At 64.7% G+C, this 21,889-nt stretch carries 16 protein-coding genes and 1 tRNA gene; 4 read left to right on the forward strand and 13 right to left on the reverse strand.

The window, feature by feature from the left end; genetic code table 11:
- Nucleotides 1–52: 52 nt before the first annotated feature.
- The 12 genes from AB4074_RS06965 to AB4074_RS07020 form a co-directional block, all read right to left on the reverse strand.
- Entirely contained in the window at nt 53–685 is a 633-nt protein-coding gene (locus tag AB4074_RS06965; RefSeq protein WP_441412719.1) for a TetR/AcrR family transcriptional regulator, read from the reverse strand.
- Nucleotides 682–2,718: a YhgE/Pip family protein gene (locus AB4074_RS06970; RefSeq protein ID WP_441412720.1), complete on the reverse strand. Its 2,037-nt coding sequence runs from the start codon at nt 2,716–2,718 to the stop codon at nt 682–684. The genes AB4074_RS06965 and AB4074_RS06970 overlap by 4 nt, the downstream gene beginning before the upstream one ends.
- Nucleotides 2,715–3,431, reverse strand: coding sequence for an ABC transporter ATP-binding protein (locus AB4074_RS06975; RefSeq protein ID WP_441412721.1), 717 nt, complete (start codon nt 3,429–3,431; stop codon nt 2,715–2,717). The genes AB4074_RS06970 and AB4074_RS06975 overlap by 4 nt, the downstream gene beginning before the upstream one ends.
- Before the next feature lie 104 nt (nt 3,432–3,535).
- Entirely contained in the window at nt 3,536–4,318 is a 783-nt protein-coding gene (locus tag AB4074_RS06980) for an alpha/beta fold hydrolase (protein ID WP_441412722.1), read from the reverse strand.
- Nucleotides 4,319–4,365: 47 nt separating this feature from the next.
- Nucleotides 4,366–5,826, reverse strand: a complete 1,461-nt coding sequence (locus tag AB4074_RS06985; protein ID WP_441412723.1) for a dihydrolipoyl dehydrogenase family protein — start codon at nt 5,824–5,826, stop codon at nt 4,366–4,368.
- A gap of 61 nt (nt 5,827–5,887) precedes the next feature.
- The gene (locus AB4074_RS06990; RefSeq protein ID WP_441412724.1) at nt 5,888–6,574 is read right to left on the reverse strand and encodes an N-acetylmannosamine-6-phosphate 2-epimerase; all 687 of its coding nucleotides are present in this window, start codon (nt 6,572–6,574) and stop codon (nt 5,888–5,890) included.
- 36 nt (nt 6,575–6,610) lie between these two features.
- Nucleotides 6,611–7,570 carry an ROK family protein gene (locus AB4074_RS06995; RefSeq protein WP_441412725.1) on the reverse strand — a complete coding sequence of 320 codons (960 nt, stop codon included), beginning with the start codon at nt 7,568–7,570 and terminating at the stop codon, nt 6,611–6,613.
- 558 nt (nt 7,571–8,128) lie between these two features.
- Complete coding sequence (locus AB4074_RS07000; RefSeq protein WP_441412726.1) at nt 8,129–9,046, reverse strand: dihydrodipicolinate synthase family protein; 918 nt, start codon at nt 9,044–9,046, stop codon at nt 8,129–8,131.
- A gap of 36 nt (nt 9,047–9,082) precedes the next feature.
- Entirely contained in the window at nt 9,083–9,901 is an 819-nt protein-coding gene (locus AB4074_RS07005; RefSeq protein ID WP_441412727.1) for an ATP-binding cassette domain-containing protein, read from the reverse strand.
- Nucleotides 9,898–12,054 carry a dipeptide/oligopeptide/nickel ABC transporter permease/ATP-binding protein gene (locus AB4074_RS07010; protein WP_441412728.1) on the reverse strand — a complete coding sequence of 719 codons (2,157 nt, stop codon included), beginning with the start codon at nt 12,052–12,054 and terminating at the stop codon, nt 9,898–9,900. The genes AB4074_RS07005 and AB4074_RS07010 overlap by 4 nt, the downstream gene beginning before the upstream one ends.
- A 2-nt stretch (nt 12,055–12,056) precedes the next feature.
- Complete coding sequence (locus AB4074_RS07015; RefSeq protein WP_441412729.1) at nt 12,057–13,013, reverse strand: ABC transporter permease; 957 nt, start codon at nt 13,011–13,013, stop codon at nt 12,057–12,059.
- Nucleotides 13,014–13,162: 149 nt separating this feature from the next.
- Nucleotides 13,163–14,803 carry an ABC transporter substrate-binding protein gene (locus AB4074_RS07020; RefSeq protein ID WP_441412730.1) on the reverse strand — a complete coding sequence of 547 codons (1,641 nt, stop codon included), beginning with the start codon at nt 14,801–14,803 and terminating at the stop codon, nt 13,163–13,165.
- 361 nt (nt 14,804–15,164) lie between these two features.
- Here AB4074_RS07020 and AB4074_RS07025 point away from each other — a divergent pair, with 361 nt between their 5' ends.
- Nucleotides 15,165–15,893: a FadR/GntR family transcriptional regulator gene (locus AB4074_RS07025; protein WP_441412731.1), complete on the forward strand. Its 729-nt coding sequence runs from the start codon at nt 15,165–15,167 to the stop codon at nt 15,891–15,893.
- A 393-nt stretch (nt 15,894–16,286) separates the two neighbouring features.
- Here the strand turns inward: AB4074_RS07025 and AB4074_RS07030 are convergent.
- Nucleotides 16,287–16,360, reverse strand: a tRNA-Arg gene (locus AB4074_RS07030).
- A gap of 283 nt (nt 16,361–16,643) precedes the next feature.
- Between AB4074_RS07030 and AB4074_RS07035 the strand changes: the two genes are divergently transcribed.
- The 3 genes from AB4074_RS07035 to AB4074_RS07045 all read left to right on the forward strand — a co-directional run bounded on the left by AB4074_RS07035 (nt 16,644) and on the right by AB4074_RS07045 (nt 21,876).
- Complete coding sequence (locus tag AB4074_RS07035; protein WP_441412732.1) at nt 16,644–18,479, forward strand: phosphoenolpyruvate carboxykinase (GTP); 1,836 nt, start codon at nt 16,644–16,646, stop codon at nt 18,477–18,479.
- A gap of 162 nt (nt 18,480–18,641) precedes the next feature.
- Nucleotides 18,642–21,269: a PEP/pyruvate-binding domain-containing protein gene (locus AB4074_RS07040; protein WP_441412733.1), complete on the forward strand. Its 2,628-nt coding sequence runs from the start codon at nt 18,642–18,644 to the stop codon at nt 21,267–21,269.
- Nucleotide 21,270: 1 nt separating this feature from the next.
- Nucleotides 21,271–21,876 (forward strand): TetR/AcrR family transcriptional regulator, encoded by a 606-nt coding sequence (locus AB4074_RS07045; protein ID WP_441412734.1) that lies wholly within the window; start codon nt 21,271–21,273, stop codon nt 21,874–21,876.
- Nucleotides 21,877–21,889 lie beyond the last annotated feature (13 nt).

Consider the following 21,889-nt stretch of genomic DNA (forward strand, 5'->3'; position numbering starts at 1 on the left):
TCCCTGACGGGCAGGCAGCGCCACGCCCCAAGACGCGGCAGTTGCCATACCGTTACCGCAGAACGTAGCCGCGCATGATCGTCATGATTGCCGCTGTGCTCTGCTCACGCGTGCGCTCGGGGTTGTACGTCTGCCGGTCAAGGCCCACCACGAAGATCGCTCCGAACATCGCCGCCTCGAGGCTGCCCCGGGCAATGCCCGTATCCACGGTGTACGTGGTGGCGACCTTTTCGATGGCTGAGCCAATCACGGCCAGCAACTCGCTGCGGAGTTCGACGAAGAGCTTGCCCCATTCGCTCGGCGTCCGCCAGTTTTCGCTGATCCAGAGCCGCGCGAAGGACGGGTAGTCGTCCATGAAGTCCATGGCCTGGCCGAGCATGGCTTCCATGGCCTCGAGCGGATCGGCGTGCAAGCCTTCGATGGTCTGGAGTCGCCCGAGCATGATGTCGACGCCGTGTCGCAGCAACTGGGCGATCAGATCGGACTTGCTGCCGAAATTGTAGTAGACCGTTCCCTTGGACACTCCGGCTGCGGCTGCGATCTCGTCCACCGTGACGCCTGCCGCCCCGCGCTCGCCGATCAGCTCCATCGAAGCGTCGAAAAGGCGCTGCTTGGTCGCGTTGGTGCGGGCTGGGCGGAGCTTCTTCTCCGGGAGCGCGGGGGCGTCCGGCTCTTGCATGCTCATACCGCGATCTCCGGCTTCAGGGTCTTGGGGGTCCAGAACTTGTGCTTACGGACGGCCAGCGTGGAAAGCGCGGCTCCCAGCACAGTGTAGCCAAGCAGGCCCAGGACAATCGGCCAGATCATGGACAAATCGCCGCCATAGATCAAGTGCCGCATGCCGGTCACCACGTAGCCCATTGGCATGATCTCGTGTACCACGTGCAGCGGCATGGGGGTGGTTTGCCACGGGAACGTTCCGCCGGAAGACACCAACTGCAGGACCAGCAGGATCAACACCACGAACTTTCCGGGAGTCCCCAGCAAAGCCACGATGCCCTGGATCAGGGCCGTGAATGCCATGACCGCGGCCAGCATGAACAGCCACATCCACACCGGGTGCGCCGCGTTGAGGCCCAGCCCCAGGTCCACCACGAGGGTGAGGATACTTGCTTGCAGCACGGACACCACGAAGAACGGCAGCCAGCCGCCGACGGCGATTTTCCACGACGGAGCGTTCGAGGCCAAGGCCCGCTGCGTGATGGGACGCATCGCCTGGACCAGCATGAACACACCGATCCAAAGGGACAGCGTCAGGAAGAACGGGGCCAGGCCCGCACCGTAGGACCCTGCCTTGGCCTGGGAAACGTTGTTGACCGCCACAGGATCCGCGATCACCTTGGACACCTCGCTCTTTTGGGCGTCGTTCGGATTCAGGACCTTGCCTGCGCCCTTCGCCAACTCGCTCGCCAAGGTGCGGGATCCGTCCGCGGCCGTCGCGGCACCGCTGGCAAGCTGCGCCGCGCCGTCGTCGAGCTTTGACGCACCGTCCGCGAGGGCCGCGGTGCCGTTGACGGCAGACTGTTCACCTGCGGCCAGCGTCGCGGCGCCGGAGCTGAGCTGGTCCGCGCCTGCCGAGGCCTGGCCGATGGCGCCCGTCAGTGCCGGTGTGGCACCGGCAAGTTTGGCGGCGCCCGCACTTACGGCGGCCGATCCGTCGGAAAGCTGCTGGATCTGGGCGGCATCCGCCGAGATCTTGGCTTTGGCGTCGGTGACCGGGCCGGACGCGGCGGCGGTGTCAAAGTCGGCCAGGATTTTGTTCGCCTGGTCCTGCGTGATGACCCCGGCGGACAGGAGCCGCGCGTTGGAGGCCACAACGCGGTCCCGCGCTCCGGCGTCGAAAGCTGAAAGCTGCCCGACGACGTCCTGGACTTTCGCGTTCAACTGCGCGTTTCCGGCGGCTACTTGGGCGGCGCCGTCGGCGAGCTTCTGTGAGTCGGCCGGAAGGGATGCGGTCTTGTTCTTCAGTTCGGTGAGCCCTGCGCTGAGCTGTCCGGCGCCGTCGTTCAGCTGATTGGCGCCGTCACGCAGCTTGTTTTGGCCGGCCAGGAGCTCGGAGGCTCCGCTGCTGAGCTTGCTGGTGCCGTTGTGCAGGGTGGCCGCGCCGTCGCTGAGTTTGCCGACGCCGTCGGCGAGCTGGGAGGCGCCGTCGGACGCTTTGACGATGGAGGCGTGGATGGTGCCGAAGCCCGTGAGGAGTTGGTTGGCGGTTTCCTCGCCCACTTCCTTGGCCACGGTGGAGTGCACCGCGGTGGTGAGTTTGTCCACGATAGTGCTGAGGAGGTAGTTGTTCGCGTCGTTGGTGGTGACGTTGAGCATCGCCTGGTTGGCGGCGTCGAAGCTGCCCGGCGAGACCAGGTTGGCGGAAAAGTCCTTTGGAATCTTCAGGGCGAAGGCGTATTTGCCGGATTCCACGCCGGCGTCGGCTTCGGCCGTGGTGGTCACGCGCTGCCAGTTGAAAACGTGGCTCTGCACGAGGCTGTCGGCAACCTTCTGGCCCGCCTGCAGTTCGGGACCGTTGGCCGGCTGGGCTCCCGCGTCTTCGACGACCAAGGCGGCGTCGATCTGGTTGAGATTGCCGTAAGGATCCCAATTCGCGTAAAGGTACACGGCTCCGTAGAGGAGGGGCACCATGGTCAGGGCGAGGATGGTCAGCTTAGGCAGGAGCCCGCCGGTCATGCGCTTGAGTTCGGAGCGGGCCAGCCGCAGAACAGTCACTTTGCGGTCCTTTGCAGGGTTTCGGGTACTTCTTCGGGATCTTCTTGCGCGTCGTCGAGGAGCTCAGCGGGTTCGGCCGGTGCAGTGTGCGTGACCGAGTTGCCGATCACCGCGGCCGGGCCGGCCCAGTTGTCCGGGAGGGCAGAAACGACGGCGATGACGGCGAGCGGCCGCCCGGCGTCGTACGCCAACTGCTCAAGGCGGGGGAGCCAGTCCGCGGTGTTTGCGCTGTGCCGGTCCGGGGAGTCGAGCACCAGGAGGTCAAGGGCAGGGTCCGCAAGGGCCAGGGCAGTCAGCAGCTCGAGGCGTCGGTCCGCAGGGAGTTGCTCAATCCACAGCCCGGCGATGTCCTCGAAGCGGTTGACCTTGAGCCACGGCTTGCTGAGGAGGGCGCCACGGTAGCGGCGGGGGATGAGGGAGAGGTCTTCGGTGACCAGGTCGCGGACGCTCAAATGCTGCTCCGGCTCGTTGACGCCGGGAGCGTCAATCAGGGCGCTCGCGGCCCGGACTTTCTTGGTCTTTGCCGAGTTTTCCCAGCTCAGGAGGCCTTTGCTGGGCTTCATCCGGCCGCTCAGCGCGAGAGCCAATGCCGTGCGCTGGTCCTGACCGTCGCCGCTGACCAGGAGGAGTTGCCCGCGCCTGGCTTCGAGGGAAGTGGGAGGCAGGAGATCGTCCCGGCGGCCGTCGATCTGGAGTTGCTGTGCAGACAGCACAATTGGACCTTTCGCAGAACCTGTTATCTGCTCCAATCGTAACTGAACTGACCAGTCAGTTCAAATAGCGTCGGCGGTTCCTCGGGCCGCGTCCTCTCAGGTGGCTACCCCTCGGCAGGCTTCGCGCGGCGCACCGGCATAAACGTACGCGGCGGCTCTTCCGCGGCGAGGAAATTGGCTATCAAGCCCGTGACGACCTCCGGCTGTTCCAGGGGAAGCCCGTGGGAGGCTCCCGGAACGACGGCCAGCTGGCCTTGGGGAAGGGCCTCGTACAGCGAGAGGGTATGGGGCAACGTGACCACGTCGTCGTCACCGACCATCACGAGAACCGGCTGAGTGATGTGCGCGATGTCGGTGGTGGTGAGTTCCGGCTCCGACGTGAACGTCGCCACACTTTTGCCAAAGACGACCTCTAGGTGTTCCGGACCGTCGGGCGATCGCTCGATGTAGGCCTTGCCCAGTTCCTGCGCGATCGGCGAATCCTGGTCCATGTCGAAGGGCACGGTGCCGTTGTAGTGGTAGTTGGTGCCAATGACAACCAGCTTGCTGACAAGCTCGGGTCGCCGGAGTGCGACAAGGAGGCCAACGATCCCACCATCACTCCACCCGACGAGATGGGCAGGGCCACCAACGACGTCCTCGAGCACCCGTACCGTCTCGGTGGCCATGTCCGCGTAGTGGAAGTCGGCATCTGTGTCCGCGGTATACCCATGGCCTCGACGATCGAAGGCGACCACCCGGAACCGCTCCGATAGGCCCGGTCCGATGCTCCTGAGCAGATCGTCGCTGTTGCTCAGGCCGCCATGCAACAGCAGGAGGGGTTCGCCGGGACCGCCCCGGTCTTCGACCCACGTTGGGTGTCCGGCAATGTCCACGAGCTCGGCCATGCGGCCATTGTCCTCCCGGCCCGTCGGCGCCACAACGGCTACCAGGCTTACAGCCCGTACTTTTCCAACAGGCGCAGCCACACCTCACTGATAGTGGGGAACGACGGCACCGCATGCCACAGCCGGTCCAACGGCACTTCGCCCACAATCGCGATGCTGGCGCCATGCAAAAGCTCGGCTACTCCCGGCCCGGCGAACGTCGCGCCCACCACCACTTTCCGGTCCTCGTCCACCACCAGTTGTGCCCAGCCCTGGTAATTTTCCGAATGCAGCTGGGAGCCGGACACGTTGATGGGGAGTTCCACCGTGCTTGCATTGATGCCCTTCTGCAACGCCTGCTTGAGGCTCGGACCCACGGATGCCACTTCCGGATCCGTGAAGACCACACTGGGGATCGCGTATTCGTCGGCCGTCTTTGCGAGGGCGCTCCAGGGCTTAGGGTCGCCGTGGAGGGTTCCCTTTGCGCGGGCCACGATGGCGTCGCCGGTTGCCCTGGCCTCGTACTTGCCCTGATGGGTGAGGAACACCGATCCCGCAGCATCGCCGGCCGCGTAAAGCCACAGCCCGCTGGTGCCGTCGCTCGCGGCACCCTCAACCAAGCCGCTCGAGTCCGTGGTGAGGCGCAAAGGCTTGCCCTCCTCGGCGTCGAGCCCTACGTTTTCGAGTCCTAAATTGTCCAGGGAGGGCCGCCGACCAGTCGCCACCAGCAACTGGTCGGAGTTCAAGACTGTCCCGTCGCCGAGTGTGACGCTGAAGGAATGGTCCGCGTTATGTTCGACCCGCGTCGTGTCTGTCCCGAGACGGAGATCGACGCCGTCGGCCCTAAGTCCCGCAGCAACCAGCTCGGCGGCTTCCTCGGGGAACGCGCTCAGCAGCCGCCCTCGGGCAACGATCGAAACCGACGAGCCTAAGCGGGCGAAAGCCTGGGCAAGTTCGACACTGGCGACACCGCCGCCTAGCACGATGAACCGTTTGGGGATTTGCCGCACCGAGGTGGCCCCGCGGGTTGTCCAGTAGGGGACGTTGCGCAAGCCGTCGACTTTCGGGATGACGGGCGTGGATCCGGTGGCCACTACCACGGCGTGATGGGCTTTGAGCGAGTAGCTGTTGCCGTCCTTGCCATCCACTTGGACTTCGCGGGGGCCCGTGATGCGCGCGCGGCCCCGGATGAGCTCGATCCCCGTATCCACGAGCCACTGCACGGCGCCGTCGTCCTGCCATTTGTTGGTGAAGTAATCGCGGTATTTCAGGACTGGTGCGGGATCCAGGACCTTCGTGATGGAGTCCGATGCTCCGGGCACTGACTGGGCTGTGTGCAGCGCGGTTCCAGGCCGAAGGAGCGCTTTGGACGGTATGCAGGCCCAGTAGGAGCATTCCCCTCCGACGAGTTCAGCCTCGACGATGGCCGCGGTAAGACCGCCCCGGACCACTCGGTCTGCAACGTTTTCACCCACCGCCCCGGCGCCGATCACGATGACATCGAATTCCCGGATATTCTCCTCAGCCATGGGAGAAGCCTACGCCCGGACACAGGCTGGGATCAGGGAACCGGCGACGGATTCTGCGCGATCAGGCGTCCATTGCGCCCTTGAACCAGCCCGTGATGCTGGCCGGATGGGTGATAGCGGTGCCGACGACGACGGCGAACGCCCCGGCGTCGAGGGCCTGGCGGGCTTGTGCGGGGGTGTGGATGCGGCCCTCGGCGATGAGTGGCTTGCCCAGTCCTGCGCCGGCGATCTCGGCGAGAAGCTCGAGATCGGGGCCGTCTGTCTTGGGACGCTCCCCGGTGTACCCGGCCAGCGTGGTGCCGATCAAGTCAGTACCGGCTTCGACGGCGGCCACCGCATCAGCGTAGGAACCGCAGTCAGCCATGACCAAGGCATGCGATTCGGCGTGGATTCCATCAATGGTTTGCTTGAGGCTCAAGCCATCGGGACGCGGGCGTCGCGTACCGTCGATAGCCACGACGTGGGCCCCGGCGTTCGCGACGGCGAGGGCATGCCGGAGCGTGGGGGTGATGAAAACGCCGTCGTGCCCGTCCTTCCAGAGCCCGATCACCGGAACCTCCACAGCTGTGCGGGTGAACTGGACATCCGCGAGGCCCTGGACCCGGACCGCGGCGGCACCACCGATAACCGCCGACGCCGCCACCTGGCCGGTCGTCCGCGGATCGCGCATGGGTTCGCCCGGGTAGGCCTGGCAGGAGACGATCAACTGGGAGCGGAGGGCTTCGAGGCCGTCGGGGGTCAGGATCATGGGGTCTCCTTGTTCGGGTGTTCGGGTGTTCTGATGTCAGTTCAGGACGAGTTTGGCTGCGCCCACAATGGCCGCGGTATTGCCTAGCGCCGCGCGAAGCACGGGGATGTCAGCAAGCGGGGCCATGAGCTCTTTGCGCAGGGCGCGTTCCATGGGTTTCCACCAGAAATCTCCCGCATCTGCGAGACCGCCGGAAACCACTACCGTCTCCGGGTCGAGGATGTTGACAAGCCCGCCGATCGCCTGCCCGGCAGCACCCGCGCCTGCCCCGATGGCTTTGATGGCGGCAGCACTGTCAGCCGCGGCGGCCCTATCGCCGTTGCGGGCCACGGCAAACACGGCACGCGTGTCCGCGACCTCGGAGGAACCGCCGAAACGGATGAACGACTCATGGATGGCCGGCCCCGAGGCGATCGCCTCGACGTGGCCCGAGCCGCCGCACACGCAGGGGAGGGCTTTGCCCTCGTGATAGGCGTACGGCGAAGCAAAATGCCCCACGTGCCCACCCACATAGTGGTGTCCCAAAACAGGAGAGCCGTCCAGCACAAAGCTGCCGCCCACACCCGTCCCGAAAGCCACCATCAACGAACTCGAAGACCCCGCAGCCGCCCCACGCCACGCCTCACCCAGAGCATGCGCATGCACATCATTGACCGCACTGACCGACCCCCGAGGCAAGCCCAGGAGTTGCGCCAACCCAGCCGTCAACCTGGTCCCGGCCCACCCAAGAATCGCATCAGTGGCCGAAACCACCTCGCCATTCACGGCATCGATGACCCCGGCCGACCCCACGCCAACACGCCCGACGTCGATTCCCTCACCCGCCGCCCGCCGCATGAGCCGCCCCACGAGCGCCGCAGTCGCCTTCAAAATGGCGTCGCCCCCACTCCGATTCAGAGTAGGAATCTGCTCCGAAAACAACACCTCGCCGTCGGCTCCCACAACCCCCGCGGCAGTCTTCGTCCCCCCAAGATCAACCCCGACCACGTACATCATGTTTGTCCTCCGGATCGTTCGATTGCTGCGGTTGCTGTGGTTGCGTCTGTGGTCAGGTTAGCTGTGGTTGGTACTGCGCCGGACTGCGGTTTGGTTGCGGTCGGGTTAGTTGTGGCTGGGACAGCGCGGACCCATCATTTCGCCGGCGCTTAGACACCTCCCGACGTCGTCTTCCGGTCGCTGGGCGACCTTCAGACGACTCTGGTCGGCGATGCGCGCCTACACGAAACAATGCGCCCGCGCTTTGCGCTGTCGACTCACCGATCGGCACCCTGCCGCCTGCAGCGGCACGGTGCGGATCCCAGCCCCGGTACAAAGGTTCCGCGATCGCTCGAGTGGCGGTGGGACGGTTTTGTGTAGTCCCGCATCGCCGACCAGAGCTGCATGGACGTCGCTCAGCGACGGTAATGCGGCGTCGGGAGGTGTCTAAGGGACGGCAAAACTGGTCCTGCGGCACGACCCGACCACGGGAACCCACGAAAGGTGACGGCAGCCAACAGCCCAACGGACAGCAACCCCGCTCGGGTGAGCGAAAGGCGGGCGAAACGGCGCCGCCCCTTAGACCAGGCCGTTGCGCTCGAGGATCGTGCGGATCGCGGAGGCTTCTTCGGCGTTGAGGGAGAGCATCGGGGCGCTCATGGTGTTGGATTCGATGATGCCCATGATTTGGAGGGCCGTCTTGAAGGCACCTAGTCCTGCTGCGCCGCCGGAGACTCGGCCGTTGGGGGTGTAGACGATGTCGAAGAGGTCGGCCAGGCGGTCTTGTTCGGCTGCGGCTGCGGTCCAGTCTCCGTCTTGGGTGGCGTCGAAGAGGCGGCGGTAACCGGCGGGGTCGACGTTGCCGAGGCCGGGGACTACGCCTTGGGCGCCGGCGAGGAGGGCGCCGTCGACTACTATTTCGTGGCCCGTGAAGATGTCGAAGTTGGGGATGTCCTTGGCTGCGAGGACGAGTTGGCGGAAGGAGACGTCGTCGCCGGAGGAGTCTTTGACGCCCGCGATGACGCCGTCGCGGCCTAGGCGGACCAGGAGGTCGGTGGGCAGCTTGAAGTGGGTGCGGACGGGGACGTCGTAGGCGAAGATCGGCTTGTCCACGGCAGCGTGGATGCTGCGGAAGTGGGTTTCGGTCTCCTGGGCGTTGCCGATGGCGTAGTACATGGAAGTGACCACGATTGCGTCGGCGCCGAGGTCCACAACCTTGCGTGCTTCTTCGATGACGCGGTTGGTGGTCTGTTCGTTGGCGCCCACGATCAGCGGCACCGCACCGGCGTTCGCGTCGGCGATCGTGGAGACGACGAGTTCACGCTCTTCGTTGGTCATGTAGGGGACCTCGCCCGAGGAGCCCAACACGAAGAGGCCGGACACGCCGCCGTCGAGCAGGTGCTTGGTGACGTTCTTCAGGGACGCGGTGTCAACGCGGCCGTCTGCGTGGCGGGGGGTGATGACCGGGGGAATGACGCCCTGGAACTGAGTAGACACAGAAATCTCCGTTGCTTGGATCTGGATGGGAAAAACTTAGGTGTGGAGCAGGCTGGGAGCGGCGCCGAGCAGCTTCTTGGTGTAGTCGTTGCTCGGATTGTCGAAGACCTGGGCGGCCGGGCCTTCCTCGACGATCTGTCCGAAGTACATGACGCAGATGCGGTCGGAGACGTAGCGGACGGTCTGGATGTCGTGCGAAATGAACACCATGCCGAGGTTCAGCTGGGTTTTCAGGTCGGACAGCAGGTTCAGGACTTGGGCGCGGACCGAAACGTCGAGGGCCGACGTCGGCTCGTCCGCCACGATGATGTCCGGGTCCAAGGCGAGGGCGCGGGCGATGGCCACGCGCTGGCGCTGGCCGCCGGAAACCTGCGACGGCGTGACCTCGGCAGCCGATTGCGGCAAGCCGACGAGGGCCAGCAGTTCCTTGACCTTGGCAGAGCGGGACGCGGCGTTGCCGATACCGTGCACCTGCAGGGGATCGGTGAGGATGTCCTGGATGGTCATGCGTGGATTGAGGGCCGTGGCCGGGTCCTGGAAGACCACGGATACGGCGCGTCCGAATTCCTTGCGCATCCGGGCGTTGCGTTTGATGGCCGGCTTGCCGTGGAACAGGACCTCGCCCGACGTCGGGGCCTGGAGTCCCACGAGCACTGACGCGAGCGTGGACTTGCCGCAGCCGGACTCGCCGACGATGCCCACCGTTTCGCCGCGGCTGATGCTGAAGTCCACGCCGTTGACGGCCTTGACGATGTTGGGCCGGAAGAGGCCGCCGGTGCGGGCCCGGTGATGGACCTTGACGTTTTTGAGCTCGATGACCGGCTTGGCTGGGATGTCCCGTTGGGAAGTACTCACTTTGCGTCCTCCTTGAGGTGGCTGGCCCAGTAGTGGTCCCTGTCCGCTCCGCCGCCCGCGGGTTCAACAACAGCGAGGACCAATTGCTGGTTGGGGTCGGCGTCGGGCCTCAACGAACGTGCCGCAAAGCGGTCGCCGGGAGCGAAGTCGCGCGGGGACGGAACAGTGCCGGGGATCTGGTGGAGGCGGACGGCGTCGGCCTCGATCGAAAGGACTGCGCCCAACAACCCGCGCGTGTATTCGTGCCGCGGGTTCTGCAGGAGCTCCGATGCCTGTGCGGATTCCACCACCTGGCCGGCGTACATGACCGTGATCCGGTGCGCCAGGGAGGCAACCAGGGCGAGGTCGTGGCTGACGAAGACCATGGCGAAGCCGAGCTGTTCGCGCAGTTCGTTGAGCAGCTCCACTACTTGCTTCTGGACGGTGACGTCGAGGGCGGTGGTGGGTTCGTCTGCCACCACGATCTTCGGCGAGCGGGAGAGCGCCATGGCGATCAATACGCGTTGGCGCTGGCCGCCGGAGAGCTCGTGCGGGTAGCTGGCGAGCGTGCGGACGGGATCGAGCTTTACCATTTCCAGCAACTCGGCGGGGGACTTGCGGCCGCCGCGCCTGGTCAGCTGGGTCATTTGCTCCTTGATCTTCATGGACGGGTTGAGCGAGCTCAGCGCATCCTGGTAGACCATGGCGATCTGTTCGCCGCGCAGGCCGTGATAGGCCTTGGCGTTGCTGTGCTTCGAGCTGGAATCCAGGAGTTCCTTGCCATCGAAGGTGATGGAACCGGTGATCTCGGCGGTCTTTGGCAGGAGGCCCATGATCGCGAGCGACGTGATGGACTTGCCGCAACCGGATTCGCCCACCAGGCCCATGGTTTCCCCTTCGCGGACAGTGAAGGAGACGTTGTCCACGATCGCGGTTTCGCCGAAACGGCCGGGGAAGCGGATGGACAGGTTCTTGACCTCCAGCACGTTCCGGGCGTCGACGGGCACCTGGGGGAGCCGGTCCGTGCGTTTCGCCTCGATGGAAGCGAGGAGTTCGAGTTCCTTGTCGAGGAGCGCGTGCGGATTCGCTATTGCGAGCCTCGGATTGTTCAGGACACGAGTATCGTTCAGGACCGACGCCGCGTAGTCCTCTTCGGAGAGCGGATCGCCGTTGGCGGCGCGAACGCCGTCGAGCTCGTGCTGTTCCACGACGGATGGCTGGGCCACCGACGTCGCGATCTCAGTATCGATGGCGGCACCCACCACGGCCGCGCCTGCAAAGGCCGCGGCAGCACCGTCGTCGTCCTTCACAACTGGAGCCTTGCGCAGCTTCGGGTTCACCATGGCATCGGTGAGGCCCTCGGCGAGGATGTTCAGCGCAAGCACCGTGAGCAGGATCGTGAGGCCGGCGAAGGTGGTTGCCCACCAGCCTCCGGAGAGGACCAGGTTACGGCCGTAGGAGATCACGTTGCCCCACGACGGCGCGGGATCCTGGACGCCGGCGCCGAGGAAGGATAGCGAGGCTTCGAGGATGATGGCGTCGGCCACCATGACCGTGGCGAAAACCAGCACCGGGGCGGCGGTGTTGCGGACAATGTGCTTGAGCAGGATGTAGGGGCGGTTTGCACCCATCACTCGTTCGGCGCGGACGTAGTCTTCGCCGTATTGGGCGAGCACGTTGGCGCGGACCACGCGGGCGAGCTGCGGGGTGTAGATGATCGCGATCGCGACGATGATGGTGGGCACCGAGTTGCCGAACGCGGCCAGGAGTACGGCTGCAAGGGCGATGCCCGGGAACGCCATCAGGATGTCCATGAGGCGCATGATGATCTCGCTGACGGCCTTGCCGGACGTCGCAGCGAGCGAGCCAAGCACAGCGCCGACGACGATCGCAAGGGCCACTGCGCCGAGGCCGATCATGAGCGAAGACTGTGAGCCGTAAAGGAGCCGGGAGAAGACGTCGCGGCCCAGGCGGTCGGTGCCGAAGAAGTGGTCGCCGTCCGGAGCTTGCGCCGGAATGAACGTTTCCAGGGGATCGTGTGGCGCGATGACCGGCGCGAAGATCGCCGCCAGGGCGATGACCACGAGGAACAAGAGGGCAAAACGCGATCCCCAAGGGAGGGACTTGAAGCGGACGCCCGGGGCGCTGAGCCGTTCAGCAAGTCTGCTGCGCATGGCTATACCGTCCTGATTCGGGGGTTGATGAGCAGGTACAGGAGGTCCACCACGATGTTAACCAGAACGAAGGTGACCGAGATGGTGAGGACCACGCCCTGGACCAGGTTGACGTCCAGGTTGGTGATGCCGTTGAGGATCAGCTGGCCCATGCCCGGAAGGGCGAAGATCATTTCAATCACGACGGCGCCGCCCAGGAGGTAGCCGATCCTGAGTCCCAGCACGGTCACCGGAGTCACGAGCGCGTTGCGCAGGACGTTCCGGGAAACCACCTCGGGGTAGGGGACCCCGTTGCCGATGGCTGTCCGGACGTAGTCACGGTCCAGTTCCTCCACCATGGACGTGCGGACCACGCGGATCAGGGAAGCGGAGACCGGAATGCCGAGCGCGAGGGCCGGGAGCGCCAGCGAGTTGAGCCAGCCGCCGAAGCCGGACTCCGGCGTCGCGATTCCACCCGAGGGGAACAGCGGGTTCTCACCGAGCGCGAACCACTGGATGAGCAGGATCCCAAGCCAGAAGGACGGGGTGGCGATCGCCGCGATGGAGAAGATCCGGACCAGCTGGTCCTGCCATTTGTCGCGGTAAAGGGCCCCGATGATGCCGAAAACCAAGGACAGCACGACGGCGATGATCACGCCGAGGAAGGTCAGCTGGAGGGTCAGCGGGAAGGCCGAGGCGATCATGCTTGCCACCGACTTGGACGGCGGAGTGGTCACGCCGAGATCGAGCTGCAGGAGCCTGCCCAGGAAGCGGAAGTATTGGACGAACAGGGGATCGTTCAGGCCGTTGTCCTGGCGGTACTGCTGTTTGGCGGCCTCGCTGGCGCCTTCGCCGAGGGCCGAGCTGGCCTGGTCGCCTGGGGCTGCTTGAAGGACGAGGAAGACCAGCAGCGTGATGCCCAGGATCATCAAGGGCAATGCTGCGAGCCTGCGTCCAAGCAGACGCAATATCATGACCAATTTGTTCTCCGGTTGCTTTGGTGCGGCCGCTGCGTGGCGGTCTCGCGGGTAGTGCTTCTAAGGGGTGCGCCCTGCCCAACTGACTCGCAGTAAGTGTCGTTTTGAGCCGTCTAAACGACAACAAATGCGAGTCAGTTGGGTTGGGCGTGCTACGAAGTGCGGCCGACGCCGATGAAGGACAGTCCCGTGGTGGGCAGCGGCCTGAAGCCTGAGAGCTTCTTCTCGTCCCACGCGCTGGGGAGCTGGCGGTGGAAGAGCGGGTACAGCGGGACTTCATCGGAGACGAGATCCACGATTTGGCCGGTGATCTTCTTCGCATCGGCCGCCGCGGCCTGCGAGCCCTTGTCCATCAGACCCTGGAGGGTGGCGCTTTCTGGAGTGGTCCAGTAGGCGCGCTTGGCCATCCAGGTGGCGCCGGAGTAGAACCAGCTCAAGAGCAGGTCTGCGTCGTTGCCGAAGACGGAGGGGTCGCCCGGGGCCGCGACCACGGAGAAGTCGGCCTTGCCAACCCTGTCCGAGTACAAAGCGCCGGACTGCAGGTTCTTTGCGGTGACCTTGACGCCGGGGATCTTGTTCCAGGATTCCAGCATCAGCGGGGCAACGTCCTTGACCCAAGCGGTATCCGTGGTGAGCAGCTCGAACTCGAGGTTGCCCACGCCGGCCTGCTTGAGGAGGTCCGCGGCCTTCTGGGGATCGTAGGAGTAGACGTTCTTGGCCTTGACGTAGTCCGGGTGGCCCTCCTGGAAGTACGACGACGCGGCCTTGGCATTGCCGAACAAGGCCTTCTTGATGATGGCGTCCTTGTCCAGTCCGTAGTGGAGTGCCTGGCGGACCAGCTTGTTGTCGAACGGGGCCTTGGCGCAGTTGAACATGAGGAACAGCATGCCGAAGGACTGCACGGATTCAACCCGGGTCTTGGACTTGAGCCCGTCCATGTCCAGGTACGGGACGTCTTCGATCGCCTGGACGCGGCCCGACTGGACTGCCGTGACACGGGCGGCCGCGTCCGAGAGCAACAGCCAGGTCATGCCCTTGGCGAGTGCCGGCTTGGGGCCGTTGTAGTCGGCGAAGGCTTCGAAGACGATCTTGTCGTCCTTGACGGCCGAGATCAGCTTGTAGGGGCCGGAGCCGACGGGCTTCGCATCGAATCCCTTCTGATCGGCGGAGGCCAACGCCTTCGGAACCACCTTCACCACGGAGATTCGCGGTCCGAAGCCCGGGAAGGGGTATTTCAGCGAGAACTCGACCGTCTTGGCATCGAGGGCCTTGACGTCCTTGATGAACGGAATGAACTGGGAGAACAAGGACTTGTTGGCCGGGTCCATCACACGGGTGAAGGAGTAGACAACATCGTCGGTGGTGACAGGGGCGCCGTTGTGGAACTTGGCACCGTCGCGGATTGTCACTTGGTACGTGGTGTCGTTGACCTTCTTGGGGTCGCTCGCTGCCAGCGCGTTATACGGCTCGCGGGTGGCCGGGTGGAGTTCCACGAGGCCCTCGAAGACGTGCAGGTTGGCGGCCTGCGGCGTGGCGCCGGAGGATGTCATCGGGTCGAACCCGGTTGACAGTGCATAGGAGATGCCCGCTTCGATGGTGAGGTCCTTGTTGACGGTCGCAGTGTTGTTTGCTGCGCCCGTGGTGGTGGAGGCAGGACCGCCACATGCGGACAGGCTGGCCGTGAACGCTGCCGCGGCTCCAATCGCCCCGGTCAGCTTGAGGAAGTTGCGTCGGCTGGCGTCGCTGACCAGCGGCAGGTTGTTAATCGTGTTGCTCATAAGATGCCTCACCATTCAAGTTTTCTGGTTATCGGATGTAGGACATCCGATGCTCGTAAAGAAACTGTAAGGGTGGTCACATGAAGTCGTCAAGCGAGATCTGGATCACTAGCGACCCGAGGAGCGGCAGCGACGCTCCCGGCGGGTGCTCCCGACGGGCGCTGCGCCCGGGTTCACCTTGCGAGGTTCAGCCTGGGGCTCGGTCAAAAATAAAGGCGAATATCTATCAAGGAGATGGGACATCCGATATTGTATGTTGCGAAGCACTATATCCACGGTGGGCGCTAGGCTCACCTCAACATTAACACTGCACTGATTCCTTGTCCCCGGTCCTGAAAGGGTCCGGCCGAGGATGAGTACTTTTGCAAGGAGAGCCATGACCACTTCCGGTGTCGTTCCGCAGGCGCGGTTCAGCGCACAGGCCCGGCTCAGGGCCCTCCAGTCGGACATTATGGAGTTGATCCTCGAGCGCGAGCTCGAGGCGGGCGATCCTTTGCCCACGGAAAATGAACTATCCGTGGCTCTGGGGGTAGGGCGCAACACCCTGCGCGAATCCCTGAAAGTGCTGCAGGCCCTGGGTGTCATCGAGATCCGCCACGGCTTTGGCATGTTCGTCGCCCCCAGCAACTTCGAGGCGCTCGCCGACGGCCTGACGTTCCGGGGCCGCTTGTCGCTGCGCCACCAAGGGCTCGAGGCCCTGCAACTCGTGGACGTGCGCCAGGCCCTCGAATCGGGACTGATCGGCTCTTCCATGGACGTGATGACCCCTGAGCAGCTCGCGTTGATCGAAGAAGCCGTCAAGCAGATGGAGGAGCTCGCACACGCTGGCGAGAACTTCGTAGCCGCCGACGCCGAGTTCCACCGCCGGCTGTTCGAGCCGCTGAACAACGAGATCCTCATCAACCTCATGGGCGTTTTCTGGAAGGTCTACCGGAAGATCCATGTGGAGATCGGCTCCGACAACGAAGATCTTGTAGCAACCGCAGCCATGCACCGAAGCATCTACACCGCCGTCGCAACCGGGGACAAAACCGCGGCTGCCGAACTCCTCAACCGTCACTTCGACGGAATCCGCCGCCGGATCAGCGAGGCCGTCGCAGTCTAAGGCCTGGCACCCAAGCTCAAGGGCCGCCGTCGTACTTTTTCACGAAGTACGACGGCGGCCCTTGGCTATGCGCGCGTGTCTCGCTGGAGGGCAACCCCGGAGACGAGGGTATCGTCGGCTTGCCGCCAGGCCGATGCCGGGGGTAGGCCTGGCCGGGTAGTGCGGGGGAGCCCTTCGGTTTCCTGGAGGGCCGCCCTTCCTGACCTTCTTTGGTTTGAGAAAGCGCTTACGACACGGCGAGTCTCGTCATTTGGTGGCCGTGGCGCGCCAAAGAGGGTCAGGAAGGCGCGGGCAACGCGGAGCAGCCCAGGGAGGACGCTGCGGCAAACCAAACCTGGGCCCGGAATTTAACGAAAAAAGACCCGCACCGGGCCCGGTGCGGGTCTTCATTTGTGCGCCCAGAGGGATTCGAACCCCCGGCCTTCTGTTCCGTAGACAGACGCTCTATCCAGCTGAGCTATGGGCGCATGTTGGTGATTCTCGGGAGTTTCAAACTCGTTCCCCCCTCGAACCTCAATAAACTTTACGCGAGATCCCTGTTGGTGCCAAATCGATGCGGTGTAATCTGCCTAACTAGACCGGTCTATGTGACCTTAGTCACTAAATTTGGCGTATCCGTGACGCGGATCCTTGATTTTTAGGGGTTTTGCTCCGAAATGGTCAAGAGATCCCATGTCCGAACCCAGATTGGTCTACTCCGCGACCCCTAGCATTTAGGACACACCACTGAACCCGAGGAAGGGAACCACGATGGGCGATCTGGCGCGACTGCCGTTGCTTGAGAAGGCACCTACTACGCATGCACGCCTGTTGGCCTGGGTGGAGGAAGTAGCCGAGCTGACACAGCCGGACCGCATCCACTGGGTTGACGGCAGCGAAGCTGAAAACAAGAAGCTGACCGACGAACTTGTCGCGGCCGGCACCCTGAAGAGGCTGAACCAAGAACTCTTCCCCAATTCATTTGCTGCATTCTCTGATCCCGCGGACGTAGCCCGTGTCGAAGAGCAGACCTTCATCTGCTCCGAGAAGGAGCACGACGCAGGCTTCACCAACAACTGGATGGCTCCGGCCGAGATGAAGCTGAAGCTGCGCGGGCTGTTCGCCGGCTCCATGCGCGGCCGCACCATGTACGTCATTCCGTTCGTCATGGGCCACCTGGATGCCGAAGATCCGAAGTTCGGGGTCGAGATCACCGACTCGGCCTACGTTGTTGCCTCGATGCGCATCATGGCGCGCATCGGCACCGACGTCCTTGAGCGCATTACGCAGACCGACGCTTTCTTCGTCCCCGCGCTGCACTCCCTGGGCGCTCCGTTGGAAGCCGGCCAGGCCGACGTCGCATGGCCTTGCAACCCCGACAAGTGGATCGTGCACTTCCCGGAAGAGCGCTCCATTTGGTCCTTCGGCTCCGGCTACGGCGGCAACGCCCTCCTCGGCAAGAAGTGCTACGCCCTGCGCATCGCATCCGTCATGGCCCGCGACGAAGGCTGGCTGGCCGAGCACATGCTCATCCTGAAGCTGACTTCGCCTGAGCAGAAGACCTACTACATTTCTGCGGCGTTCCCCTCCGCTTGCGGCAAGACCAACCTCGCGCTGCTCGACCCCACCATCAAGGGCTGGAAGGTCGAGACCCTCGGGGACGACATCACCTGGATGCGCTTCGGCAAGGAGGGCGAGCTCCGCGCAGTCAACCCCGAGGCCGGCCTGTTCGGCGTCGCTCCCGGCACCGGTTGGGGCACCAACCCCAACGCCATGCGTGCCATCGCCAAGGGCAACAGCATCTTCACCAACGTCGCCATAACCGACGACGGCGGCGTCTGGTGGGAGGGCATGACGGAGGAAACTCCGGCGCACCTGACCGACTGGCAGGGCAACTCCTGGACCCCCGACTCCGACAAGCCTGCTGCACACCCGAACTCCCGCTTCTGCACCCCGATCGACCAGATCGACATGCTCGCCGAGGAATACTTCAGCCCCGACGGCGTGGAGCTCTCCGCGATCCTCTTCGGCGGCCGCCGCAAGACCACCATCCCGCTGGTCACCGAGGCCCGAGACTGGTCCAACGGCATTTTCATGGGTTCCACGCTGTCCTCCGAGACCACCGCTGCTGCGGCCGGTGCCGTTGGCGTTGTGCGTCGTGATCCCATGGCCATGCTGCCGTTCATCGGCTACGACGCAGGCGACTACCTGAACCACTGGGTCAACCTGTCTGCCAAGGCGAACTCACTTGGACAAAACCGACTGCCCAAGATCTTCCTGGTCAACTGGTTCCGCCGCACTGCCGAGGGTGGCTTCGCCTGGCCCGGCTTCGGTGACAACGCCCGCGTCCTCAAGTGGGCCATCGAGCGCCTTGAAGGCAAGGCCGACGCCGTCGAGACTCCCATCGGCTTCGTGCCGACCGGCGAGTCCATCGATCTCGAAGGCCTGGACATGACCCCCGCCGAGGTGGAAGCCGCAGTGCGCGTCGACGCCTCCGAGTGGAAGACCGAATTGGCATCGATCGAGGAATGGTACGCAAAGTTCGGCGGTTCCCTGCCGGCCGCGCTCCTCTCCGAGCTCGACGGACTGAAGGCCCGCCTGGCCTAGACCACCTGCCGGCTTACGACGACGACGGTCCCGTACCTCGGTGCTGGACCGTCGTCGTCGTTTCCCCCATCTTGGAGCTGTCGTCGCCGAGCATTGTGCCGCGATTGGCGCGAGCGTAGCTTTTAGAGAACCAGCAGTTCTCTATTTCCGGGGGTCCGGGCCATGGACGATTCCCAGCGGCACACAGAAGAGTCCCCTCCGCCGTCAGGACCGCGTGACGGGCCCAAGACGGCTCAGCAGGCTACCGCCCCCTTGGCCGATTTCGGCGTCGGGGATGTCGCCATTGCCGGTGGAAAAGGTGCCGCGCTGGGGGAATTGGTGCGTAAAGGGTTTCCAGTGCCGCCGGGATTTATTATCACCACGGGCGCGTACTCGTCCTTCCTGGCGGAAACAAACGTGGGTGCCGCACTGAGCGGTTTCCTGTCCGTCGGGCCTGATGAAGCTCCCGACGGCGGTGCGCCCGACGGCGGCGACGGTGCCGGCGGTGACGCACTCCGCGCCCTCTTCGCCGAGGCGGAAATGCCCGGCCGGCTGCGGCAGGAGATCCTCGATGCCTATGCGAAGCTGGGCGGCGGGGCGGTCGCGGTCCGGTCCAGCGCCACGGCGGAGGATCTTCCGGGAGCCGCGTTCGCCGGTCAGCAGGACACCTATCTCAACGTGCTGGGCGGGCACGGTGTTGTCCAGGCGGTCGCCAATTGCTGGGCATCGTTGTGGACGGACCGGGCCATGGCCTATCGCCGACGGCAGGGAATTGATCCGCACGGGGTGGCCATCGCCGTCGTCGTGCAAAAAATGGTGCCGGCCGCCATGGCGGGCGTGCTGTTTACGGCGAACCCGGTCACGGGCGAGCGCCGCGAAATGGTGGTGGACGCGAACCCCGGGCTGGGGGAGGCCGTGGTCTCCGGGCGGGTGACGCCGGAGCACTATGTCCTGGACGGCTCGGGGAAAGTGCTGGGTTTCACGCCCGGTGGCCGCGAGGTAGTGATCAGCGCGGCTGAGGGTGGCGGCACGCGAGAAAGCTCCGGTACGCAAAGCACGAAACCAGGGCTCGCCGCGGAGGAATTGGCGGAGTTGGCCATGCTGGGAAACAAAGCCCAGCAGCATTTCGGCCGGCCTCAGGACATCGAGTGGGCGGCGGCCGGCGGAACGCTATACGTACTGCAGTCGCGGCCGATGACGGCGCTACCGCCTCAACCGCCCGTCCTCAACGCGGTCCAACGTCGGGTGGGGCCGTTTTTCATCGAGATGTTCCAGGAGCGGCCCTATCCCTTGGATGTATCGGGCTGGATGAGTCGGGGAATTCTCGCCATGTTGCACGGCATGGCCGGGAGCGTAGGTGTGGTCTTCCCTGCAGTGGAGGAGTTGCTGCCGGAGGAAGACGGGGTGGTGGTGCAGCTCATCCCGCCTGTGCCGCGCCCGACCATCCGAACGCTTGCCGCACCGGTTTCCTTGTTGCGCCGGTCGAGGCGATTCAAAGCCGGCGCCTGGACCCGGGATCCACGTTTCTCCCTGTTTATCAATAACATTGAAAGGCTGAACGGCAAGGACCTCGGCCCGCTGCGGTGGCGTGCGGTGGTTGCATTTGCGGGGGAATGCTTCGCGGGGATGCAGGGCATCACGGACTTGAGGGTCTCCTACCTGCCCGGCATTCCGGTGCCGGTGCTGAAAATGCGTTTCATGCTTCTGCTCCTGGGCAGGATCAAGCTTGCGCCTGCGCTGATCGCGGGGGCGGAAACCCGGACGAGCCAGGCGAACCGGGCCCTTGAACGGCTCGCTTCCATCGCGGCGGACGATCCCGGGCTGTCCCGCGCGTTACGTGATTCAGGACCCCGTGAGCTCCTGGAGTTGGTGGAAAATGGGCCCGAACATTGCGCTTTCCGCGAGGCCTTCAAGGCGTTCGAGCTCGAGTACGGCCACCGCGAAACCATAAGCGTTGTCCTCAGCAGTTCGCCCACGTGGTCTGATGCCCCCGAGGTGGTTCTTGGTCTCGTGAAGGCCTTGTCCGGAGAGCGGCCCCAAACAGTTGACCAGGGCGGGATTGCGCTTGCGGAATTGAAACGCCATCCGGCTCTCCGCTTCGAACCGCTGCGGCGGAGGGTGCTCGCCGCCGTCGAGTCCGCCCAAGCCGGAATGGCGTTCCGCGAGGACAGCCACTTCTACGCCACCAAAGCCATCCCGCCGATCCGTCGGGCCTACCGGGAGCTCGGCCGCCGACTGGTGATGGCAGGCGTCATCGATGAGTCCGACGAGATCTATCACCTGCGGTTCGAGGAACTGGAGTCCATCACAGACAACGACGACGGCGCGCTGCCGGCTTCACTCCGTGACCGTTTCCGGCCGCTGGTACTGGCTCGCGCGGCAAAGCGGCGCGAACTCGAAGGCATCCCGCTGCTCGATCCGGCTTTGCTCTTCGGCGGAGGCCGTCAGAGCCGCCGAGGCCGCCAGGTGGAAGGGGTCCTCCTCTCCGGCACGGCAGCGAGCCGCGGCCAAGCGACCGGGCCGGTCCGTGTGATCCGTGGACCGGCCGAGTTCGGACGGCTGCGCAGCGGAGAGGTCCTCGTGTGCCCGTACACCAATCCGGCCTGGACACCGTTGTTCCAACGGGCCGCCGCGGTTGTGGTGGACGCCGGCGGGCTCGGCTCGCATGCGGCGATCGTTGCGAGGGAATACGGAATTCCGGCAGTTATGGGCACCGGTTCGGGCACCAGCGCCTTGGCTGACGGGCAGCAAGTGCTCGTGGACGGAACCCTGGGGGTAGTCCTGCCGGCCGCTTCGGCGGAGAGACCTTGAGATGCCGGGGAACCGGGACCACCGGAAGCTGCCGCGCCGGCGCGGGGCGGCCCTGAATAGTGCGATTTTCGAGGCGGTCCGGGCAGAGATCGCCGAATCCGGTTACGCGGCGTTGACCATGGACAGTGTGGCCGAGCGCGCAAGGGCGAGTAAAGCTTCGCTCTATAGGCGGTGGCCCGGACGCGCGGCCCTGGTGCTTGAGGCAGCCTACGATGCCATGCCCGGCCCGGCGTCCGCGCCGGACACCGGCAGCCTGCGCGAAGACGCCCTGGCGATCCTGCGGCTCGTGGCCCAACAACTCGAAGGGGCCGTGGGGCAGGCAATGCGCGGGCTATTGGGGGAGGCGCTGCAGAATCCGGCGGTGGCTGCTGAGGTCCAGGAGTACGCCCGCGGCAACGTAGCTAAGACCATGCGAGCCATCATTGAGCAGGCCGCGGCCCGCGGCGAATGCGATCCCAGCGTGGCCACGGAGACAAGGATCGAGGCCGGCCCCGCCTTGCTGCGGCAGCGGTTCATCTTCTCTGGAGTGCCGATCGATGACGACTATTTGGTGCACGTGGTGGACGAGGTAATGCTGCCGTTGTTGCTGGTTGGGCCGCCCAACTGACTCGCAGTTGTTG

This window comes from Arthrobacter sp. 2MCAF14 (genome assembly GCF_052115645.1).
In the GTDB taxonomy this organism is placed as follows: domain Bacteria; phylum Actinomycetota; class Actinomycetes; order Actinomycetales; family Micrococcaceae; genus Arthrobacter.

Bases quoted from the DNA above. Each gene is read 5' to 3' on its own strand.
- AB4074_RS06965 (WP_441412719.1), bottom strand. From the start codon at position 685: ATGAGCATGCAAGAGCCGGACGCCCCCGCGCTCCCGGAGAAGAAGCTC.
- AB4074_RS06980 (WP_441412722.1), bottom strand. From the start codon at position 4,318: ATGGCCGAGCTCGTGGACATTGCCGGACACCCAACGTGGGTCGAAGAC.
- AB4074_RS06985 (WP_441412723.1), bottom strand. From the start codon at position 5,826: ATGGCTGAGGAGAATATCCGGGAATTCGATGTCATCGTGATCGGCGCC.
- AB4074_RS06990 (WP_441412724.1), bottom strand. From the start codon at position 6,574: ATGATCCTGACCCCCGACGGCCTCGAAGCCCTCCGCTCCCAGTTGATC.
- AB4074_RS06995 (WP_441412725.1), bottom strand. From the start codon at position 7,570: ATGATGTACGTGGTCGGGGTTGATCTTGGGGGGACGAAGACTGCCGCG.
- AB4074_RS07010 (WP_441412728.1), bottom strand. From the start codon at position 12,054: ATGCGCAGCAGACTTGCTGAACGGCTCAGCGCCCCGGGCGTCCGCTTC.
- AB4074_RS07020 (WP_441412730.1), bottom strand. From the start codon at position 14,803: ATGGTGAGGCATCTTATGAGCAACACGATTAACAACCTGCCGCTGGTC.
- AB4074_RS07025 (WP_441412731.1), top strand. From the start codon at position 15,165: ATGACCACTTCCGGTGTCGTTCCGCAGGCGCGGTTCAGCGCACAGGCC.
- AB4074_RS07035 (WP_441412732.1), top strand. From the start codon at position 16,644: ATGGGCGATCTGGCGCGACTGCCGTTGCTTGAGAAGGCACCTACTACG.
- AB4074_RS07040 (WP_441412733.1), top strand. From the start codon at position 18,642: ATGGACGATTCCCAGCGGCACACAGAAGAGTCCCCTCCGCCGTCAGGA.
- AB4074_RS07045 (WP_441412734.1), top strand. From the start codon at position 21,271: ATGCCGGGGAACCGGGACCACCGGAAGCTGCCGCGCCGGCGCGGGGCG.